This window comes from Phaeobacter sp. QD34_24 (assembly GCF_028890115.1).
GTDB lineage: Bacteria > Pseudomonadota > Alphaproteobacteria > Rhodobacterales > Rhodobacteraceae > Phycobacter.
Genome location: NZ_JARCJD010000023.1, coordinates 1 through 18,861, shown reverse-complemented (window position 1 = coordinate 18,861; position 18,861 = coordinate 1). Strand labels below are relative to the sequence as shown.

Annotated in this window: 17 protein-coding genes and 2 tRNA genes; 12 read left to right on the top strand and 7 right to left on the bottom strand. The window is 64.2% G+C overall.

Annotated elements, in window-relative coordinates; genetic code table 11:
• The first annotated feature begins 51 nt into the window (after positions 1 to 51).
• The 6 genes from PXK07_RS16130 to PXK07_RS16105 all read left to right on the top strand — a co-directional run bounded on the left by PXK07_RS16130 (position 52) and on the right by PXK07_RS16105 (position 5,323).
• Complete coding sequence (locus PXK07_RS16130; protein ID WP_274849398.1) at positions 52 to 327, top strand: hypothetical protein; 276 nt, start codon at positions 52 to 54, stop codon at positions 325 to 327.
• A 126-nt stretch (positions 328 to 453) separates the two neighbouring features.
• Positions 454 to 1,740 carry a homoserine dehydrogenase gene (locus PXK07_RS16125; protein ID WP_274849397.1) on the top strand — a complete coding sequence of 429 codons (1,287 nt, stop codon included), beginning with the start codon at positions 454 to 456 and terminating at the stop codon, positions 1,738 to 1,740.
• Positions 1,741 to 1,873: 133 nt separating this feature from the next.
• Positions 1,874 to 2,857, top strand: coding sequence for a class II fructose-bisphosphatase (gene glpX / locus PXK07_RS16120; RefSeq protein ID WP_274849396.1), 984 nt, complete (start codon positions 1,874 to 1,876; stop codon positions 2,855 to 2,857).
• A 110-nt stretch (positions 2,858 to 2,967) separates the two neighbouring features.
• Positions 2,968 to 4,713 carry a single-stranded-DNA-specific exonuclease RecJ gene (gene recJ, locus PXK07_RS16115; protein ID WP_274849395.1) on the top strand — a complete coding sequence of 582 codons (1,746 nt, stop codon included), beginning with the start codon at positions 2,968 to 2,970 and terminating at the stop codon, positions 4,711 to 4,713.
• Between the two features lie 100 nt (positions 4,714 to 4,813).
• A tRNA-Glu gene (locus PXK07_RS16110) sits at positions 4,814 to 4,888 on the top strand.
• Between the two features lie 360 nt (positions 4,889 to 5,248).
• Positions 5,249 to 5,323, top strand: a tRNA-Glu gene (locus PXK07_RS16105).
• A gap of 22 nt (positions 5,324 to 5,345) precedes the next feature.
• Here the strand turns inward: PXK07_RS16105 and PXK07_RS16100 are convergent.
• The 7 genes from PXK07_RS16100 to PXK07_RS16070 all read right to left on the bottom strand — a co-directional run bounded on the left by PXK07_RS16100 (position 5,346) and on the right by PXK07_RS16070 (position 11,401).
• The gene (locus PXK07_RS16100) at positions 5,346 to 5,570 is read right to left on the bottom strand and encodes a hypothetical protein (RefSeq protein WP_274849394.1); all 225 of its coding nucleotides are present in this window, start codon (positions 5,568 to 5,570) and stop codon (positions 5,346 to 5,348) included.
• Between the two features lie 50 nt (positions 5,571 to 5,620).
• Positions 5,621 to 6,928, bottom strand: a complete 1,308-nt coding sequence (locus PXK07_RS16095) for a TRAP transporter large permease (RefSeq protein WP_274849393.1) — start codon at positions 6,926 to 6,928, stop codon at positions 5,621 to 5,623.
• On the bottom strand, positions 6,928 to 7,428 hold the full coding sequence (locus PXK07_RS16090) for a TRAP transporter small permease (RefSeq protein ID WP_274849392.1): 501 nt from the start codon (positions 7,426 to 7,428) through the stop codon (positions 6,928 to 6,930). The genes PXK07_RS16095 and PXK07_RS16090 overlap by 1 nt, the downstream gene beginning before the upstream one ends.
• 56 nt (positions 7,429 to 7,484) lie before the next feature.
• On the bottom strand, positions 7,485 to 8,498 hold the full coding sequence (gene dctP, locus PXK07_RS16085) for a TRAP transporter substrate-binding protein DctP (protein WP_274849391.1): 1,014 nt from the start codon (positions 8,496 to 8,498) through the stop codon (positions 7,485 to 7,487).
• An 85-nt stretch (positions 8,499 to 8,583) separates the two neighbouring features.
• Positions 8,584 to 9,195 (bottom strand): 3-isopropylmalate dehydratase small subunit, encoded by a 612-nt coding sequence (gene leuD, locus PXK07_RS16080; protein WP_274849390.1) that lies wholly within the window; start codon positions 9,193 to 9,195, stop codon positions 8,584 to 8,586.
• The gene (gene leuC / locus PXK07_RS16075; protein ID WP_274849389.1) at positions 9,195 to 10,601 is read right to left on the bottom strand and encodes a 3-isopropylmalate dehydratase large subunit; all 1,407 of its coding nucleotides are present in this window, start codon (positions 10,599 to 10,601) and stop codon (positions 9,195 to 9,197) included. The genes leuD and leuC overlap by 1 nt, the downstream gene beginning before the upstream one ends.
• Positions 10,601 to 11,401 carry a GntR family transcriptional regulator gene (locus PXK07_RS16070; RefSeq protein ID WP_274849388.1) on the bottom strand — a complete coding sequence of 267 codons (801 nt, stop codon included), beginning with the start codon at positions 11,399 to 11,401 and terminating at the stop codon, positions 10,601 to 10,603. Before PXK07_RS16070 ends, leuC begins: the two co-directional genes overlap by 1 nt.
• 145 nt (positions 11,402 to 11,546) lie before the next feature.
• Between PXK07_RS16070 and PXK07_RS16065 the strand changes: the two genes are divergently transcribed.
• The 6 genes from PXK07_RS16065 to PXK07_RS16040 are packed head-to-tail and all read left to right on the top strand — an operon-like array spanning position 11,547 to position 18,698.
• Positions 11,547 to 12,113, top strand: a complete 567-nt coding sequence (locus PXK07_RS16065; RefSeq protein WP_274849387.1) for a nuclear transport factor 2 family protein — start codon at positions 11,547 to 11,549, stop codon at positions 12,111 to 12,113.
• Complete coding sequence (locus PXK07_RS16060; RefSeq protein WP_274849386.1) at positions 12,110 to 13,804, top strand: hydantoinase B/oxoprolinase family protein; 1,695 nt, start codon at positions 12,110 to 12,112, stop codon at positions 13,802 to 13,804. Before PXK07_RS16065 ends, PXK07_RS16060 begins: the two co-directional genes overlap by 4 nt.
• Positions 13,801 to 15,864, top strand: coding sequence for a hydantoinase/oxoprolinase family protein (locus PXK07_RS16055; RefSeq protein ID WP_274849385.1), 2,064 nt, complete (start codon positions 13,801 to 13,803; stop codon positions 15,862 to 15,864). Before PXK07_RS16060 ends, PXK07_RS16055 begins: the two co-directional genes overlap by 4 nt.
• A complete protein-coding gene (locus PXK07_RS16050) occupies positions 15,861 to 16,481 on the top strand; it encodes a cysteine hydrolase family protein (protein ID WP_274849384.1) in 621 nt (206 codons plus the stop codon). Before PXK07_RS16055 ends, PXK07_RS16050 begins: the two co-directional genes overlap by 4 nt.
• Complete coding sequence (locus PXK07_RS16045) at positions 16,478 to 17,344, top strand: isocitrate lyase/PEP mutase family protein (RefSeq protein WP_274849383.1); 867 nt, start codon at positions 16,478 to 16,480, stop codon at positions 17,342 to 17,344. The genes PXK07_RS16050 and PXK07_RS16045 overlap by 4 nt, the downstream gene beginning before the upstream one ends.
• Positions 17,325 to 18,698, top strand: coding sequence for an FAD-dependent oxidoreductase (locus tag PXK07_RS16040; RefSeq protein ID WP_274849382.1), 1,374 nt, complete (start codon positions 17,325 to 17,327; stop codon positions 18,696 to 18,698). The genes PXK07_RS16045 and PXK07_RS16040 overlap by 20 nt, the downstream gene beginning before the upstream one ends.
• The last annotated feature ends 163 nt before the right edge of the window (positions 18,699 to 18,861 follow it).

Genomic DNA, 18,861 nt, shown 5'->3' with positions numbered 1-18,861 from the left:
GCAAGAGCCTGCAATTGTGCATCAAGGATCCGCGCAAGAAGGAGCGACACCATGGTCCAGCCGGGATGGCAGACCCGATTTTCCAGGACGGCCCTGCTGGTCCTGTTGACGGCTGCCGCCACCGCCTGCACGCGGGTGCCTGAAATCGAAGACCGGCTGACGCCGGATCTGCGCGGCGCCGACTATCCCGCTCTCATGCCGCTGGAGCAGAGCGTTCCTCCCCTGCCTGCCCCCGAAGAGGAAAGCCTCCGGCTGGAACGACAGTTGGACGCGCGCAGCGCCCGGCTGAAAGCCCGCGCAGAGGCGCTGCGCCGCGCCCAGTTCTGATCGGTTTTTCGCCGCCATGCGCCTTTGGCCCCCGCTTTCTCTGTCCTGCATGTGCCCGCAGCGTTGCACCGCTGGCCCGAACCGGCTAAGGCGGGGCAAACGAGTTGAGACAAAGGACCTCCCGCCATGACAGAGCCGCTTCGCCTTGGGATTGCAGGTTTGGGCACGGTTGGCGTCGGCGTGGTGAGAATCATTCGCCGCCAGGCCGCACTGCTGGAGGCCCGGACCGGCCGCCCGGTGGTGATCAGCGCGGTCTCCGCCCGCGATGCCAGCAAGGATCGCGGCGTCTCCCTCTCCTCCTATGCCTGGGAGACCGATCCCGTGGCGCTTGCCACCCGCGATGATGTCGATGTCTTCGTCGAACTGATGGGCGGCCATGAAGGTGCGGCCAAGGCGGCGACCGAGGCAGCGCTGGCAGCGGGCAAGGATGTGGTCACCGCCAACAAGGCGCTCTTGGCCATCCACGGCCAGGCCCTGGCCGAGCAGGCCGAGGCCGCAGGCCGGGTGATCCGCTTTGAGGCCGCCGTGGCCGGCGGCATCCCGGTGATCAAATCCCTGACCGAAGGGCTGGCAGGCAACGAGATCACCCGGGTGATGGGTGTGATGAATGGCACCTGCAACTACATCCTGACCCAGATGGAAGCCACCGGACAGGGCTATAACGCCCTGTTCGAGGAATGCGGCCGCCTCGGCTATCTGGAAGCAGATCCCAATCTGGACGTGGGCGGCATCGATGCCGGTCACAAGCTGGCGCTTCTGGCGGCGATCGCCTTTGGCACCAAGCCCGATTTCGGCAATGTGCAGCTGGAAGGCATCCAGCGCATCGCCATCGAGGACATCCGCCATGCCGCCGATATGGGCTACCGGATCAAGCTCTTGGGCGTGGCCCGGAAATCCGCGCGCGGTTTGGAACAGCGGATGACCCCCTGCCTGGTGCCTGCGAATTCGCCCCTGGGTCAGCTGGAAGGCGGCACCAACATGGTGGTGATCGAAGGCGACGCGGTCGAGCAGATCGTGCTGCGCGGCCCCGGCGCCGGAGAAGGCCCGACCGCCAGCGCCGTCCTGGGTGATATCTGCGATATCGCCCGTGGCTTCCGCATCGCCACCTTCGGCCAGCCTGCGACCACGCTGCAAGAAGCCCCCTCGGCCATCTCGGGCCTGCCCGCGCCCTACTATCTGCGCCTTGCGCTACAGGATAAACCGGGCGCCATGGCCAAGGTCGCCGCCGCCCTGGGCGATGCCGGCGTTTCCATCGACCGGATGCGCCAATATGGCCATTCCGACACCACCGCCCCGGTGCTGATCGTCACCCACAAATGCACCAGTGCCATGCTGGGCGACGCCCTTGCCGGTCTGACCACAACCGGCGTCGTGGATGGTGAGCCGGTGGCCCTGCGCATCGAAGAACTTTGAGCCGCGAACACCCCACCCAAGCGCGCGGAAAGCCCTCCGAATGCGGAGGCATCCGCGCTTCCTCCCTTGCCCCAAGCCCCCCGCGCAGGGTATCGACAAGCAACCCATACGGATTGACACAGGATTATTGAGTATGACCTCGACCAGCTCCGACGCCCCCTTTCACGACCGCATGCTGTCCCTGGGCCTGGCCCGGGTCGCCGAACAGGCTGCCCTTGCCTCGGCCTCTCTGATCGGGCGCGGCGATGAAAAGGCCGCCGACCAGGCCGCCGTCAACGCCATGCGCGAACAGCTGAACCTCTTGGACATCGCAGGCGTCGTCGTCATCGGCGAAGGCGAGCGCGACGAGGCGCCGATGCTGTTCATCGGCGAAGAGGTCGGCACCGGCAATGGCCCCGGCGTGGACATCGCGCTGGATCCGCTCGAAGGCACCACGCTGACCGCCAAGGACATGCCCAACGCGCTGACCGTGATCGCCATGGGCCCGCGCGGCTCGATGCTACATGCGCCGGACACCTATATGGACAAGCTGGCCATCGGCCCCGGCTACCCTGAAGGCGTTGTCTCGCTCGACATGTCCCCGCGTGAGCGGGTGGAGGCTCTGGCCAAGGCCAAGGGCTGCGCGCCTTCCGACATCACCGTCTGCATCCTGGAACGCCCCCGCCACGAGGCGATGATCGCCGAGGTACGTGAAACCGGCGCCTCGATCCGCCTGATCACCGATGGCGACGTGGCCGGTGTCATGCATTGCGCCGAAAGCGAAATCACCGGTATCGACATGTACATGGGCCAGGGCGGCGCGCCCGAGGGCGTTCTGGCCGCAGCCGCGCTGAAATGCATGGGCGGGCAGATCTTCGGCCGCCTGTTGTTCCGCAACGACGATGAAAAGGGCCGCGCCGCCAAGGCGGGCATCACCGATCTGGACCGCGTCTACAGCCGCGACGAGATGGTCACCCAGGACGTGATCTTTGCCGCCACCGGTGTGACCGGCGGCTCGCTCCTGCCGCGCATCAAGCGCGAGCCGGGCTGGGTCGAGACCACCACGCTTCTGATGCGTTCGAAAACCGGATCGGTGCGCCGCATGTCCTACCGCACCCCGGTCGAGACCAAGGCCTGAGCCAAATAGCCCTCTGACAGGGAGCACGCCTGCCGCGCGGCTCCAGCAGGTTGGCAACATCCAGGGCCGGGTCCAGGCAGGATCCGGCCCTCTTTCATGGGAGTAACAGGTTGAGCTTTCTTGGGGTTGAACAGTCTCTCACCGGGCGCCGCTGGGTCGGCCCCGGTATCGATCAGCAGCGCGCCTCGGAAGGCATGGCGCAGCAGACCGGCCTGCCCGCCGCCGTCTGCCAGGTGCTGGCCCGGCGCGGTGTGCCCGCCCATGAGGCCGCCGGGTTTCTGGCGCCCGCCCTGAAGGATCTGCTGCCCGACCCGCGCCGCATGAAGGACATGGAGACAGCCGCCGCGCGCTTCCTGCAGGCCGTCGAGCAGCGCCAGCGCATTGCCGTCTTTGCCGATTACGACGTGGACGGGGGCAGCTCGGCGGCGCTGCTCCTGGTCTGGCTGCGCGCCATGGGGCAGGATGCGACACTCTATATCCCCGACCGTATCGACGAAGGCTACGGACCGAATGACGCCGCCATGTCGGCGCTCGCCCGCGACCACGACCTGATCGTCTGCGTCGATTGCGGCACGCTTTCGCATGGTCCCATCGCCGCCGCCAAGGGCGCCGATGTCATCGTGCTGGACCACCACCTGGGCGGCGAGACCCTGCCCGACTGCGTTGCCGTGGTGAACCCCAACCGGCAGGACGAAGAGGGCGATCTGGGCTACTTCTGCGCCGCAGGGGTGGTCTTCCTGATGCTGGTGGAGGTGCGCCGCCAGGCCCGCGACAAGGGGCTGGGCACCGGGCCGGACCTGATGGCGCTTTTGGACCTTGTCGCCTTGGCGACGGTGGCGGATGTGGCCCCCTTGATCGGGGCCAACCGGGCGCTGGTGCGCCAGGGGCTGAAGGTCATGGCCGCGCGCAAACGGGTGGGGCTTGTGGCGCTGGCCGATATCAGCCGGATGGATTCGGCGCCCTCCACCTATCACCTTGGCTTTCTGCTTGGCCCGCGGGTCAATGCGGGCGGGCGCATCGGCAAGGCGGATCTGGGTGCGCGGCTCCTGGCGACGGACAACCCGCATGAGGCCGCAGCGCTCGCCGAGCGGCTCGACCAGCTGAACACCGAACGCCGCGACATCGAGAACGCAGTGCGCGCCGCCGCCCTGGAGCAGGCCGAGGCGCGCGGGCTGGACGCACCGCTGGTCTGGGCCGCCGGTGAAGGCTGGCATCCGGGCGTCGTCGGCATCGTTGCCTCGCGCCTGAAAGAGGCCGCAGGCCGCCCTGCCGTGGTGATCGGCCTTGACGGGGACGAGGGCAAGGGATCGGGCCGGTCGGTCAGCGGCATCGACCTTGGCGCTGCCATCCAGCGCCTCGCCAGCGAGGGCCACCTGATCAAGGGCGGCGGTCACAAGATGGCGGCGGGCCTGACCGTGGCGCGCGACAAGCTGGAAGAGGCGATGGCACGCCTTGGCGATCTTCTGGCAAAACAGGGCGCAGGCGACCTTGGCCCCGCAGATCTGAAACTGGACGGCATGCTGATGCCCGGTGCGGCCACGGTCGATCTGATCGAACAGATCGAGCAGGCAGGCCCATTCGGTGCCGGAGCCCCTGCCCCGCGCTATGCCTTTGGCGATCTTGAGGTGCGTTTTGCCAAGCGGGTTGGAGAATCGCACCTGAAACTGTCGCTCAGCGATGGTCTGGGCGGTGGCATCGACGCGATCTGTTTCGGGGCCTTCGACACGGCTATGGGGCAGCGCCTGCTCGACCATGGCGGTGCAAGGTTCCATTTTGCCGGGCGGCTGGAGGTCAACACCTGGGGAGGCCGCCAAAGCCCGCAACTGCGCCTGGAAGACGCCGCACCAGCCGCCTGATGGCGCCTCTGTGGTGGGCGCAAAAGAATCTTTCGATGCGCGCATTTTTTCGCTTGCGGCGCAAAGCGGGAATAACTAAACACCGCTCACGCACCAGAGTGGCCCGTTCGTCTATCGGTTAGGACGCCAGGTTTTCAACCTGGAAAGAGGGGTTCGATTCCCCTACGGGCTGCCACTTTCCCCAGATCATTCACCAGCGCTCAACCTTTGAAGCGACGTGACATGTCTGTCGGCGTGCATCTTTGACCATTGGCCAGGACGCACACGAGGTGCCCCCGAAAGGCGCGCCTCCTCTGCCGCTGCGCTGCTCTGATCCTCTCTCAACCCGTGGTGGCTGCTCCGGAAAAGGTAATGGTCGCTAATGCTTGCGAGGACAGGTCTGGGTGCTCCAGATCTGCCATTGAGCGCGCAATGGCAAGGAATGGGTGCCCCCAGACAGGTGTTTTCCAGCCCCCGTGATTTTCTTGCGAATTGCCCGAAAAACACTCTTGCGCCCCCAGAGCACACTGAGTAAACACCGCTCACGCACCAGAGTGGCCCGTTCGTCTATCGGTTAGGACGCCAGGTTTTCAACCTGGAAAGAGGGGTTCGATTCCCCTACGGGCTGCCACTTCTTCCCTGACTTCTGAATGTCACGCAGCTTCCTGACAGGAAGTATCCGAGAGTTTTCGCGTCTTGGGAAAAGTCTCTGCAAGAAACCCCGGGTGAAAGACCGCACGGCCTTCGCCGCGATTGCGCCCTCCACGGCCCGCCCCGGGCAGGTCTGGATCGCGGCGCTCCTCGATCAAGAGGTTGCCTTGGCCGATCGGTCTTGGCACCGGCTCCTCATCGCGGGTGCAGAGCAGGAGCTCATTCACACCATATCCTCCGGCGCCCCGGATCGTTCAGCCCTGTCGGACGCCCCCAGTCAGAGTGAGGGCAGCCAGAGCGCCAATTGCGGGAAGGCGATCAGCAAGGCCACCAGCAACAGCGAGCAGAAGATGAACGGAAAGGCCGAGGTGTAGATCTCGCGCATGGTCGTTCCCGGAGGCGCCACACCTTTCATGACGAACAGGAGCAATCCGAAGGGCGGCGTGGTAAAACTGATCTCCAGCGACAAAAGCATGATAAGCGCGAACCAGATCGGATCGAAGTCAAGCGTCTGCGCCAAGGGAAAGAAGATCGGTACCGTCAGGAGCATGATCGAGATCTGCTCCATGAACATGCCAAGCAGCAAGAGCACGGCAAACATCACCAAGAGCATCGCCAAAGGGGCAAGGTCAAAGCTGGTTGCCCAATGCACCAGCCCGCGCGATGCCCCGGAGAAGGCCAGGAGCTGGCTGAAGGTGGCCGAGCCAAAGACGATGAGATAGGCCATCAGCGTGACCCTGAGCGCGCCGATGACGGATTTCTTCATCGCCTCCCATGTCAGGCACCGAAAGAGGGCCGCAAGGATGAGCACCCCGAGCGCGCCAAAGGCGGCGGCCTCGGAGGGGGTGACGAAGCCTTTGATCATCAGCGCGATGATGATGACCATAACGCTGACCATCGGGATGACTTCGCGCAACAGCAGTTTCAACTTGGCCCCGAATGACATCGGCGGCACGTCATAGGCGGGGGCGGCTGTTGGATCGATCCGGGTCTGCAGCCAGATCGTGGCGATGTACAAACCGGCCAGGATCAGGCCGGGGATCACGCCCGCGATCAGCAGGGCCGCCACCTCGATCTGCGCCAGGGTCGCCAGAAGCACGGCAAGCGCGGAGGGCGGAATGATGATCGCAAGACCACCCGTGCCCAGGATCGGACCGATGCTCATATGCGATTTATAGCCCCGGCGGCTCATCTCGGGCACCATAAGCGAGCCAAGCAGCGCGGTTGAGCCCATGGAAGAGCCCGACAGCGTGGAAAAGGCGGTGCCGCCCAGCACGGTGACATAGCTGAGCCGCCCCGGCAGGCGCCCCAGAAGCTTGTCGATCGCGGTGAACATGCGCCCGCCAAGGCCCGTGTGAAAGAAGATCTCCCCCATCAGCAGGAACAGCGGAATCGGCATCAGCGCATATTTGGTGAGCGCGCCAAGGCCGTTGTTCAGAAGCTGCATTACGCCGCGTTCGCCGCCCATGAAGACCCATGCGCCGACGATATTGGCCGCCAGGAAGGCCAAGGCAATCGGCATCCCGACCGCCATGAGCAACATGATCGTCCCGATCAACAGGGCCAGCGCCTCGAACCATTCCATTATTCGTGTATCCCTGCTTCGCCGCTATGCATCAATTCCTGGCCAAAGACAAAACGCGAGAACTCAACCGCCATCAGGCCAAAGGACAGCGGGAAGGCGATGGTCAGAAGCCAGCGCGGAAAATAATAGGCGCGGGTGTCGAAATCGCCGCGCGCGATATTGGTCATCACCAGCTCCGCGCCCTTCCACGTCAGGATCGCGCAGACCAGGACGCAGGCGGCGGCCACGGCACGGCTCAGCAGGTGACGGGCTCCTTCGGGCAAGGCGGCCGTCAGCAGTTCGATATGCACATGGCCCTTTTCCCGCACCAGCCAGGGCGCCCCGAGCATCGTCATGTAGAGAAGACCGTATTCAGCAGAGGTGAACAGCCACGCGAAGGGCTGAAGCCCGAGGTTTCGCATCACCACCGAGGTAATCACCGACACCATGATCCACACAAGCGTGAGGCCCGATATGCCAGCCATGCCGTAGAGCAGTGCCTTGTAGGTCGTGTTGATCATTGCCGAGGACTCCGAAAAAGCAGGCCCACCCGGAACGGGCAGGCCTGCAAAGGGGCTTAGTTGGCTGCGTCGAGATCGTAGAACAGCTCGATCAGGCGGTCATAGTTGGCGGTGCCACCGGGCTGACCGGACATCACCTCTTTCATCCGCTCCCAGGTCTTTTCACGGGCCGCGGCAAGATAGTTGGCCTTGGCCTCCCCTTCGAGCGAGACAACCTTCATGCCCGCCGCATCCAGCGCGGCGAAGTCTTCGTCACGCTTGGCGCGCAGGGCGGCAACGCTGTCTTTCTCGTGCTGGATGGCCACATCCTGAACGATTGTGCGGGCCTCTTCGGACAGCGAATTCCATTTGTCGTTGTTCACGATCACGCCAAGGTCGGTCGAGAAGAAGCACGGCTCGATCCGATAGTTCAGGAATTCGTTCCACTTCAGGTCGATCAGGCCGATCTGGGTCCAGCCAGTCGCATCCACCACACCGCGTTGCAGCGCCGAATAGACCTCGCCGGTGGGCAGGTCGATCACCTGCGCGCCCAGGTAGTTGGTGAAGAAGGCGTTGTAGACGTTGTTGCCGCGCAGCTTGAGCCCCTCGACCTCGAGGTTGCCCGCGTCATCAAAGGTCGGCTCTTCACGGGTCCACAGGTTGTAGCACACGCCGCTGTCGAACCAGCCGAGGTATTTCAGGCCCATCTTCTCCTGGTGGATCTGGTCGATCAGCGCGATGCCGCCGTTTTCGCGTGTTTCCACGGCTGTCAGGTTCGAGGCGACCATGGCGTCTTTTTCAGGCAGCGAACCGCCGTAGAACGAGCCGGGGGTATAGACCATATCCACGATCCCGTCGCGCACCGCATCAGGCTGCTGGAACATGCCGATCGCCTCGGGACCACCGCGCACATCGATCCGAACCACGCCCTTGCCCGCTTCGTTGACCTTGTCGACAAAGCTCAGGAAGCTCTTGGTGTAGATCAGCGTTTCAGGGAAAGCATGCACCGCCGAGATGGTTTCCTCGGCCTTGGCCACGCCCGCAACAAGCGTGGCTCCCGCAAGCAGGCTTGCCATCAGTTTCATTTTCATTTTGTAGTACCTCCGCTGTTTTGAGGTCTGTGCCTCGTTTGTCGGGCCCGTTTTGGGCCGTGATTGCCGCGTGACACGGCTGTTTTCATTCCATCTCTTTCGGCCATGCCCAAGCCGCGGTTTGTCCGCGTTTCTGCTTGAAGGCGGTGATGGCCGCGCTGTGGTTCAGGGTGAGATCGATATCGTCCCAGCCGTTGATCAGTTTCGTGGCCCAGCTGTCATCGAGGACAAAGCCGAATTGCGCCCCGTCCAGCGTGATGCTGCGGGTCTCGATATCGATGGCAATCTCTTGCGGAGCATGCGCAAGAGCCGCTTCCAGGGCGGCAAAGCCTGCATCCTCGACCTTTGCCGGCAGAAGACCGTTGTTGACCGCATTGGCGGCAAAGATATCGCCAAAGCTGGGCGCGATGACCGCGCGGATGCCCGCATCCACCAGCGCATAGACCGCCGCTTCGCGCGAGGATCCGCTGCCGAAATTGCGCCCCGCCACAAGCACGCTGGCACCGGGATGGGCATTGAGCGGAAACTCCGGGCGCAGCGCCCCCGCCCCGTCGCGGCGCATGTCATGCAGCAGGTAAGTCCCATAGCCCTCGGCGCGCGGCACCGACATGAAGCGCGCCGGGATCAGCTGATCGGTGTCGATATTTGCGACCGGCAGGGAAACGGCCCTGCCCCTATGTCTGCGCCACCCCGCCATCACGCCGCCCGTCCTTGAAGAAGCTTGCGCACATCGGTGAGCCTGCCGGTCACGGCGGCCCCGGCCACCATCGCCGGGCTCATCAGATGGGTGCGCGCGCCGCGGCCCTGACGGCCCTTGAAATTGCGGTTGGTGGAGGAGGCACAGCGTTTGCCCTCTTCAACCAGGTCTCCGTTCATGCCCACGCACATGGAACAGCCGGAGGCGACCCACTCAAGGCCCGCCTCGGTAAAGATACGGTCCAACCCCTCGGCCTCGGCCTGCGCCTTGACCTGGGCAGAGCCTGGCGAAATGAGGCCCGGCACCACGGCTTTGCGCCCCTTGAGCACGGCAGCCGCAGCGCGCAGATCCTCGATCCTGCCATTGGTGCAGGAGCCGATGAAAACCTGGTCCACCGGGGTGCCTTCCAGCATCGCCCCGGCCCGCAGCCCCATGTAGTCCAGCGCCGCGCGGGAGGCTTCGGCCTTTTCGGGCGGCAAATCGGCGGGATCGGGGATGGTGGCAGTGATCGGCAGGGCCTGTTCGGGACTGGTGCCCCAGGTGACGGTCGGCGCAATCTCGGCGGCGTCCAGCGTGACCTCGCGATCAAACCGCACGCCCGCGTCGCTGGCAAGCGCCGCCCAATCGGCGCAGGCCGCCTGCCAATCCGTGCCTTTGGGCGCAAAACGGCGTCCCTGGAGATAGGCAAAAGTGGTGTCGTCCGGCGCCACCATGCCGAACCGGGCGCCGCCTTCGATCGACAGGTTGCACAGCGTCATCCGCGCTTCCATCGACAGATCCCTGATGGCGCTGCCGGCATATTCCACCGCATGGCCATGGGCGCCATCGGTGCCCAGCCGGGCGATCCAGCACAGCGCGATATCCTTGGCCGTGACTCCGGCGCCAAGCTGGCCCTCAACGGTGATCCGCATCGATTTGGGTTTGCGCTGCCAGACCGTTTGCGTGGCCAGAACATGGGCCACTTCCGTGGCTCCGATACCAAAGGCCAGCGCACCAAAGGCCCCGTGGGTGGAGGTATGGCTATCACCGCAGTTGATCAGAAGACCGGGCAGCGTCAGGCCCTCTTCGGGGCCGACAACATGCACGATGCCCTGATGCGGGTCGTCCAGATCGTAGATCCGCAGCCCATGCGCGGCGGCATTGCCGCGCAGCGTGTCGATCATCCGGGCGATCTGCGGATCGGCAATCCTGGAGCGCCCCCGCGTGGGCGCATAGTGATCAACCACCGCAAAGGTCAGCTCCGGTTCGGCCACCGGCAGTCCGCGCGCCTTGATCTTGGCAAAGGCGTGATGCGAGCCCTCGTGCACCAGATGCCGATCGACCCACAGCAGGGACACGCCATCCTCGCGCCGCTGCACCTCATGCGCGGCCCATAGCTTGTCCAGCATGGTCTGCGGGGTGCCCATCACTCTTCGCCCTCGCTTTGACCAATGGCAGGTTCCCAATGGCGCGCCGCCCCCCGGCCAACCCGCGTCAGCGGCATTTCAAGCCGGAACATGTCCGGGCGATAAAGCCCCGAGAGATATTCAACCCCATTGCCGTCAATATCGCGCACAACCCGGCGCAGCGACAAGAGCGCCGATCCCTCGGCCACCTCCAACGCCGCTGCCACGTCGGGACCGGCGAGCGTGGCGCTCACCGATTGATGCGCCTCCTTGATCTGGACGCCGCTGCGCTCCAAGAGCTTGAACAGCGGTGTCGTCGCAAGATCGTTCTCGGAATAGTTCTGCGCGATCTGGGCCGGCACATATGTTGTCAGATGAGAAAAGGGCACATCCCCGGCCAGGCGCACACGGGTGGCGATCTGAACCTTGCTGCCCCCTTCAAGCCCCATGGCCGCGGCGACGAAATCGGGTGCGCTACCATAGGAGAAGGACAACAAGCGCGCCGTGGTCTGCTGCCCCATCTCCACAAGCTGCGGCATCAGCGTATTGAAATCCATTGCGGCAGCTTGGCCACCGCCGGCACGGGCACGCACCTTGGTGCCGCTGCCCGCGCGCCGCTCGATCAGGCCGCCCTGGGCCAGCGCCTCCAGCGCGCGGCGCACGGTGACGCGGCTGACCCCGAAGGTTTCGGCAAGCTTCTGTTCGCCCGGTAGGCTCTCGCCCTCGCGCAGGTCGCCGGCGGTGATCTGATCGCGCAGCGACAGGTAAACGCGCCGCGCCTTGACCCCTTCTGGCAGTATTTGAACAGCTTCGGCCTGCACCTGTGATTCCCCCAAATATCCAGGGCCGAGCGTAAATGCGTTCGACCCAAAAGCAAGGATTAGTAACATCAATATCCAAAATTTTTCTCTGGCAAGATACAATATATGTATTACAGATAATACTGATTAACCGAGGGATGCTGCCATGCCGATTGTCGAACTGCATGTTTTAGAGGGCTATAACAGCCAGGAAAAACAACGCCTTGGCGAGGCTTTGACGGATGCGGTGCGATTCGTGGTACCGGCCGCGCCCGATCTCGTGACGGTGATGATCCACGATATGCCGACAGACAGTTATTACCGGGGCCGCAGGCAGCGCAGCCCGGCACCGGCGCGCCCGGATCCCGCGCAGATCGTCAAAGACTACCTCGCCGCGATGGAAGCCCGCGATCTGGAAAAGGCGCACGGCCTGCTGGGCGATGGCTTTAGCATGACCTTCCCCGGAACCCGCCCCATGCACAGTCTCGAAGAGCTGATCGAATGGTCGAAACCGCGCTACAAATTCGTCACCAAGACCTATGAAGGCTTTGACGCGATGATGGGCACAAAAGAGGCCGCCCTCGTCTATTGCCGCGGCACGCTGCAGGGCGAATATCACGATGGCAGCGCCTTTGACGGCATTCGCTTTATCGACCGCTTCGAGATCACAGGCGGCAAGATCACGAAACAAGAGGTCTGGAACGACATGGCCGAAGTAAAGGCAAGCACATGAGCGAGATTGATCCCATCACCCTTTCGGTTCTGGCAGGCCGTATGGAGCAGATCGCCGACGAGATGGACGCGACCCTGTTTCGCGCCGCCTTCAACCCGATCATCGCCGAGGCGCATGATGCCAGCCATGGTCTTTATCACGCGACATCGGGCGATACGCTGGTGCAGGGCAAATCGGGCCTGCCCATCTTCGTGGGCGTCATGTCCTTTGCGGTGAAAGCCGTGATCGAAAAGGCCGCCAGGGATGGCGATCTGCAGGATGGCGACATCTATATCTTCAACGACGCCCATATCGGCGGCACTCACCTGTCGGACATGCGCCTGGTGCGGCCCTATTTCCGCGATGGGAAGCTGTTCTGCTATCTCGCCTCGGTCGGGCATTGGCATGACGTGGGCGGTGCTGTGCCGGGCAACTACAACCCGGCGGCGACGGATGTGTTCCAGGAAGCCTTCAACCTGCCGCCGGTGAAACTCGCCCGCGGCGGAGAGATCAACCAGGACATCATCGATATCCTGCTGCGCAACACCCGGCTACCGCAATCGGCCATGGGGGATCTGAACGGCCAGCTCGGCGCGCTGGATCTGGGCGTCAGGCGGATGGACGAATTGCTGGATGAATATGGCGCCAAGACGATCACCGCCGCGCTGGAAGCACTGGGCCACCGTGCCGAGGCGCTGATGCGGTCGGAACTGACCGATCTGCCCGATGGCCGCTGGGAGGCCGAGGATTATCTCGACAATGACGGGATCACCGATGAACCGCTGAAGATCCGCATCGCACTCGAGATCAAGGGCGATGAAATGACACTGGATTTCACCGGATCTTCGCCGCAATGCGCGGGGCCCGTGAACATCGCCCTGCCGACCACCGTGGCGACCGCCTATGTGGCGATCAAACATGTCTTTCCCGCCCTGCCCGCCAATGCCGGCGTAATGCGGCCCATCGATGTGATCGTGCCCGAAGGCAGCCTGCTGGCGGCGCAGTTTCCCGCGCCCACGGGGGGCTATACAGAAACCATCCTGCGCATGATCGACGTGGTGTTTTCCGCCTTTGCCCAGGCAGCGCCGGACCGTGTGGTCGCCAATGCCTATGGCACGATCAACGCGCTCTCCATCGCGGGCAAGCGCAAGAACGGACAGCCATGGGTGATGTTCTCCTTCTATGGCGGCGGACATGGCGGCTCGATCGAGACGGACGGGCTCAACCACGGCAATGCGCCCATTTCGACCGCGACGATCCCGCCGCTCGAAATTCTGGAGGCCGCCTATCCGGTGATGTTCCGCAAATGGGCGCTGCGCCCCGACAGCGCCGGTGCAGGCGCCCATCGCGGTGGCATGGGCGCGGTCTATGAGATCGAAGTGCTGGAAGAAAACGGCGCAGAGGCCTTTCTGTTTGGCGAACGCGGGCGATTTGCCCCCAAGGGTATCGCAGGCGGCGGCGATGCGGCGATGAATGCCTTTCAGTATGAACAGGATGACGGCTGGCACAGCCCGCCGCTGGCCTCAAAAATGCGCGGCATCACCCTGAAGGCTGGCCAGGCCGTGCGCCTCGAAACACCGGGCGGCGGCGGCTATGGCGCAACGTCCGAGCGCGACCCCAAGGCCGTGGCCCGCGACGTTGCACGCGGGTTGGTCAGCGAAGAACAGGCAGATGCCATCTATGGCACGAATTGGCGGGAGGGCGCAGCATGAGCAGCCGAATGATTGGTGTCGATGTTGGCGGCACCTTTACGGATGTTTTCGTCCTGAACGAGGCAGAAGGCACCGCAAGCGTCGCCAAGGTCCCCACGACGCGCCCCGATCAATCGGGCGGCTTTCTGGATGGGATCGGGCGCGAGGTTCAGGATCTCTCGGAGATTGCCGTGGTGGTGCATGGCACCACGGCGGGCACCAATGCGCTGCTTGAACGCAAGGGCGCAAAAACCGGAGTGATCTGCACCGAAGGTCTGCGCGATGTCCTGGAAATGCGCCGCCGCGACAGACCGCGCACATGGGGCTTGCGCGGGGATTTCGAACCGGTGGTGGACCGCCGCAACCGGCTGGAAGTGCCCGAGCGGACCCTGGCCGATGGCACCATCCGCACCCCTGTGGACCTGGATGCCGTGCGCAAGGCGGCCAAAACGCTGCAGGAACAGGGCTGCGAAGCCGTGGCGATCCTCTTTGCCAATGCCTATGCCAATACCGCCAACGAAGATGCCGCCGTCGCCGCGCTGCGCGAGGTCTGGCACAATGAACATGTCTCGGCCTCCTCCGAGATCCTGCCGGAAATCCGCGAGTTCGAACGTTTCTCCACCACCGCGCTCAATGCCTATCTGCAACCCGAGGTCTCGGGCTACCTGGGGCGGCTGGAAAACGCGCTCAAGGCGGGGGGCTTTGATGGCGAATTCATGATCGTACAATCCAATGGCGGCGTCATGGCAGTCGATACCGCCTGCCGCCTGCCGGTGCGCACGGCGCTCTCCGGTCCCGCCGCAGGGGTCATCGCCGCGGGCTATATCGCCCAGTCGGCAGGGTTCGAGAATATCATCACCGGGGATATGGGCGGAACCAGCTTTGATGTGTCGCTGATCGCCGAAGGGCAATCCATGCTGTCGCCGCAGACCGCGATCGATTTCGGCATGGTGGTGCGCAACCCGATGATCGAGATCACCACGATTGGCGCAGGCGGCGGCTCCATCGCCTGGGTCGACAAGGGCGGATTGCTCAACATCGGCCCCGAAAGCGCGGGCAGCAATCCCGGCCCCGTGGCTTACGGCCTTGGCAACACGCGGCCCACCGTGACGGATGCCAATGTGGTGCTGGGCCGGATCGACCCGGACAACCCCATTGGCGGCAAGCTGGACCGTCTGGACGTCGAGGCCGCGAGCCGGGCAATCGACACGCATGTGGGCGCGCCGCTGGGTCTCAGCACCGTCGAAGCCGCCGAGGCCATCCTGAAGGTTGCCAACAGCCGCATGGCGGGGGCAATCCGCCTGGTCAGCATCGAACGCGGCTTTGATCCCAAGCGCTTTGCCTTCATGCCCTTTGGCGGCGGCGGCGCGCTTCATGCGGGCGCGATGCTGGCCGAGGTAGGCATTTCCCGGGCCATCGTGCCGCGCTATCCCGGGGTTACATCCGCCATGGGCTGTGTGATCGCCGATATGCGCCAGGATTTCGTGCAAACCATCAACTCGCTGGTCGACACGCTGGACGCAGCGGCGCTGGGAGCCTTCATGCAGGATCACGCGGACCAGGGCATGGCGCTGTTGGATGCCGCCCGCACCACTTTTGAAGCGCGTGAGCTGAGTTTCGAGCTGGACATGGCCTATATCGGGCAAACCCATACCGTATCGGTGCCCCTGACCGTGAAAACGGCAGGCGGCAAGGTGACCCCGCCGACGCGCGCCGAGATCGAAGAGGCCTTTGATACCGCCTATCGCGCCACCTTTGGCCGGTTGTTGCAGAACGGTGTGCGGCGCATCCTGAACCTGCGCAGCGCCATCACCGGCAAACGCCCGAAATTCGACCTGCACGCTCTGGCGCCCTCCGGGGCAGGCTCGGCCAAGCCGATCGGCCAGAGACAGGTGCATTTTGCCGACGCCTGGTATGACACCGCGATCTATGACCGGCTTGCCCTGCCGGTGGGAACTGTGATCAAAGGCCCTGCAATTCTGACGCAACCCGACACCACCGTTCTGATCGAGCCCGACTTGCAGGGGCGCGTGGACCGGTTCGGCAACACCATCATCGAACCCTCGGAGGAGGCATCATGAGCAATCCAGCCGCATGGGACATGGCGCGCACGGCGCTTCTGACGATTGATCTGCAGAACGATTTCATCCACCCCGAAGGCGCCTATGGCCGCGCGGGCCAGACGGCGGACAGCATCGCCGCCCTGCCCGATCGCATCGCCCCCCTGGCACGAGCCCTGCAGGCTAGGGGCGGGCGCTATTTCTCGGCGCAGTTCACACTGGTGCCGGACAAGGATGGCGAGCCGCTGATCGCGCCGCACCTCAAGGAGTTGCGGCCCTTCCTCGGCAAGGGCGACTTTGCGCCGGGCAGCTTTGGGCACAGCCTTGTGGACAGGCTGCAGCCTGCGGATTTCGTGATCGAGAAGGTCGCCTATTCGGCCTTCTACCAGACGCGACTGGAATACCTGATGCGCGCGCTGGACATCGACCACCTGATCGTCGGCGGCATCGTGACCAATGGCGGCGTGGCCTCGACCTTACGTGATGCGCATCTGCGCAACATAGACACCGTGATGCTGACGGATGGCTGCGCCGCCTTCCGGCAGGAGGTGCATGACGCCACGCTCCTATCGCTGGGCACGGTGACCCACCAGATGAGCTGCGCTGAGGCGCTGACCGTGATCGAGGGTGCGTCATGAGCCTGCGCAACCGCCTTCAGAACAAGGACATCGTCGTCGCCCCCGGGGTCTATGACGGGTTGACCGCCTCCCTGGCCGAAGCCGCAGGTTTTGAGGCGCTGTATCTCAGTGGCGCCGCGGTCGCCTATACGCGGCTGGGGCGCCCTGACATTGGCCTCACCACCGCCTCCGAAATGGCTGATACCATGACGCTGATTGCCGACCGCACCCCGCTGCCGGTGATCATCGACGCCGATACCGGCTTTGGCAATGCGCTCAACGCCCAGCGCACCATGCGGCTTTATGAACGCGCGGGCGCCTCGGCGTTGCAGATGGAGGATCAGACCTACCCCAAGCGCTGCGGCCACCTGGCGGACAAGTCGCTGATCCCTCCTTCTGAAATGGTGGGCAAGATCGCCGCCATGGCCGACGCCCGCACCAGCGACGAGACGCTGATCATCGCCCGCACCGATGCGATTGCCGTCGAGGGATTTGCCGCCGCCGAAGACCGCGCCGAGGCCTATCTCGAGGCAGGCGCGGATGTGCTCTTCATCGAGGCGCCGCAGAACCGCGATCAGCTTGAAACCATTGCACAGCGTTTCGCAACACGCGTACCGCTCCTGGCCAATATGGTCGAAGGCGGCGCCACCCCGATCACCGGCGCGGACGACCTTGAAAGCTTAGGTTTTTCCATCGTCATCTTTCCCGGCGGCATTGTCCGCGCGCTGGCCCGCACCGCGCAGGACTATTACCAGAGCCTGGCGCGGCACGGCTCCAACAAGCCCTTTGCCGACCGGATGTTCGATTTTGGCGGTCTCAACGGCGTGATCGGGACGGATGAGATGCTGAAAAAGGGTGCGCGCTATGACGGCACCGACAGTTGACACCCCGCCCGCGCGTTTTGACCTTGAGGTTGAAACGCTCATCATCGGCGCCGGTGCCTGCGGGCTGGTTGCCGCGCTGTCCGCGCAAGAAGCCGGACAAGAAGTTCTGGTGATCGAGGCCGATGCCATCCCCTCCGGCTCCACCGCCCTGTCGGCGGGGTTGATCCCGGCGGCGGGCACAAGGCTGCAACAGGAGGCGGGTATCGAAGACAGCCCGGCCCGGTTCGCCGCCGACATCCAGGCCAAGGCCCACGGTGAGAACGACCCGGCGCTGGTGACTCTTCTGGCAGAAAATGCCGCCCCGGTGATCGACTGGCTGGTGCAGAAACATGGCCTGCCGTTTTCGGTTGTCGATGATTTCGACTATCCCGGCCACTCGGCCCGTCGCATGCATGGGCTGCCGACGCGCGCGGGCACCGAACTGATCGACGCGCTGCGCAGCGCTGCCGAGGAGGCCGGGATCGACATCATCTGCGAACGCCGCGCCGAGACGCTATTCTTTGCGGGCGGCCTGGTGCATGGCATCGCCGCGCGCCGCCCCGATGGCGGGGTGGAAACCATCGGCTGCCAGCGCCTGATCCTGGCCTGCAACGGCTATGGCGGCAACCGCGCATTGGTGGCCCAGCATATGCCAGAGATCGAAAGCGGTCTGTGGTTTGGACATGACGGCAACCGGGGCGAGGCCGTGCTTTGGGCCGATCAGATTGGGGCCGCGACGGAGCATCTTGGCGCCTATCAGGGCCACGGCAATGTTGCTCATCCTCATGGGATCCTGATCACCTGGGCCACGATCACCGAAGGCGGCGTGCAGGTGAACCGCGACGGCAAACGGTTCTGGAACGAGGCACAGGGCTATTCCGAGGCGGCCCGCGCCGTGCTGTCGCAGCCGGGCGGCGAAGCCTTCACCATCTTTGACGCCCGTATCGCGGGCATTGCCCGGCAATTCGAAGATTTCAAGCGCGCCGAAGCCCAAGGTGCGGTCAAGAGTGCCGACACGTTGGACGCACTGGCCCGCATCCTGGGGTTACCCGCCGATGCGCTCAATGAAACCATCGCCACTATCCCAACGGGCAGCACCGATGATTTTGGCCGCACATTCGGCGCAACTGGCCTTGCTCCACCCTATTGCGGCGTGCGGGTGACCGGGGCCTTGTTTCATACGCAGGGCGGCCTGCGTGTGGATGGGTCAGCACGCGCCCTCACCGCCGAAGGTGTTCCGATTGCAAATCTCTTTGCTGGCGGTGGCGCCGCCTGCGGCGTGTCGGGCCGCGCCGACAGCGGCTACCTGTCCGGCAACGGCCTGCTGGCCGCGGTGGTCCTTGGGCGTATCGCCGGAACCGCCGCCCTCACTTAAGAACAGTGCGCCCTCCCCCTATTCAGCAGGGCGCGCGAGAATGTCTCGGGGGCATTCGACAAGGACATAAGGTGACGCGATAGCGAAGAGGCTGTGTGAAAACTCCCTTGCTGATCTGAATGATGGTATGATTTCTGCATTCGGTGCGGAGGCATTTTATGGG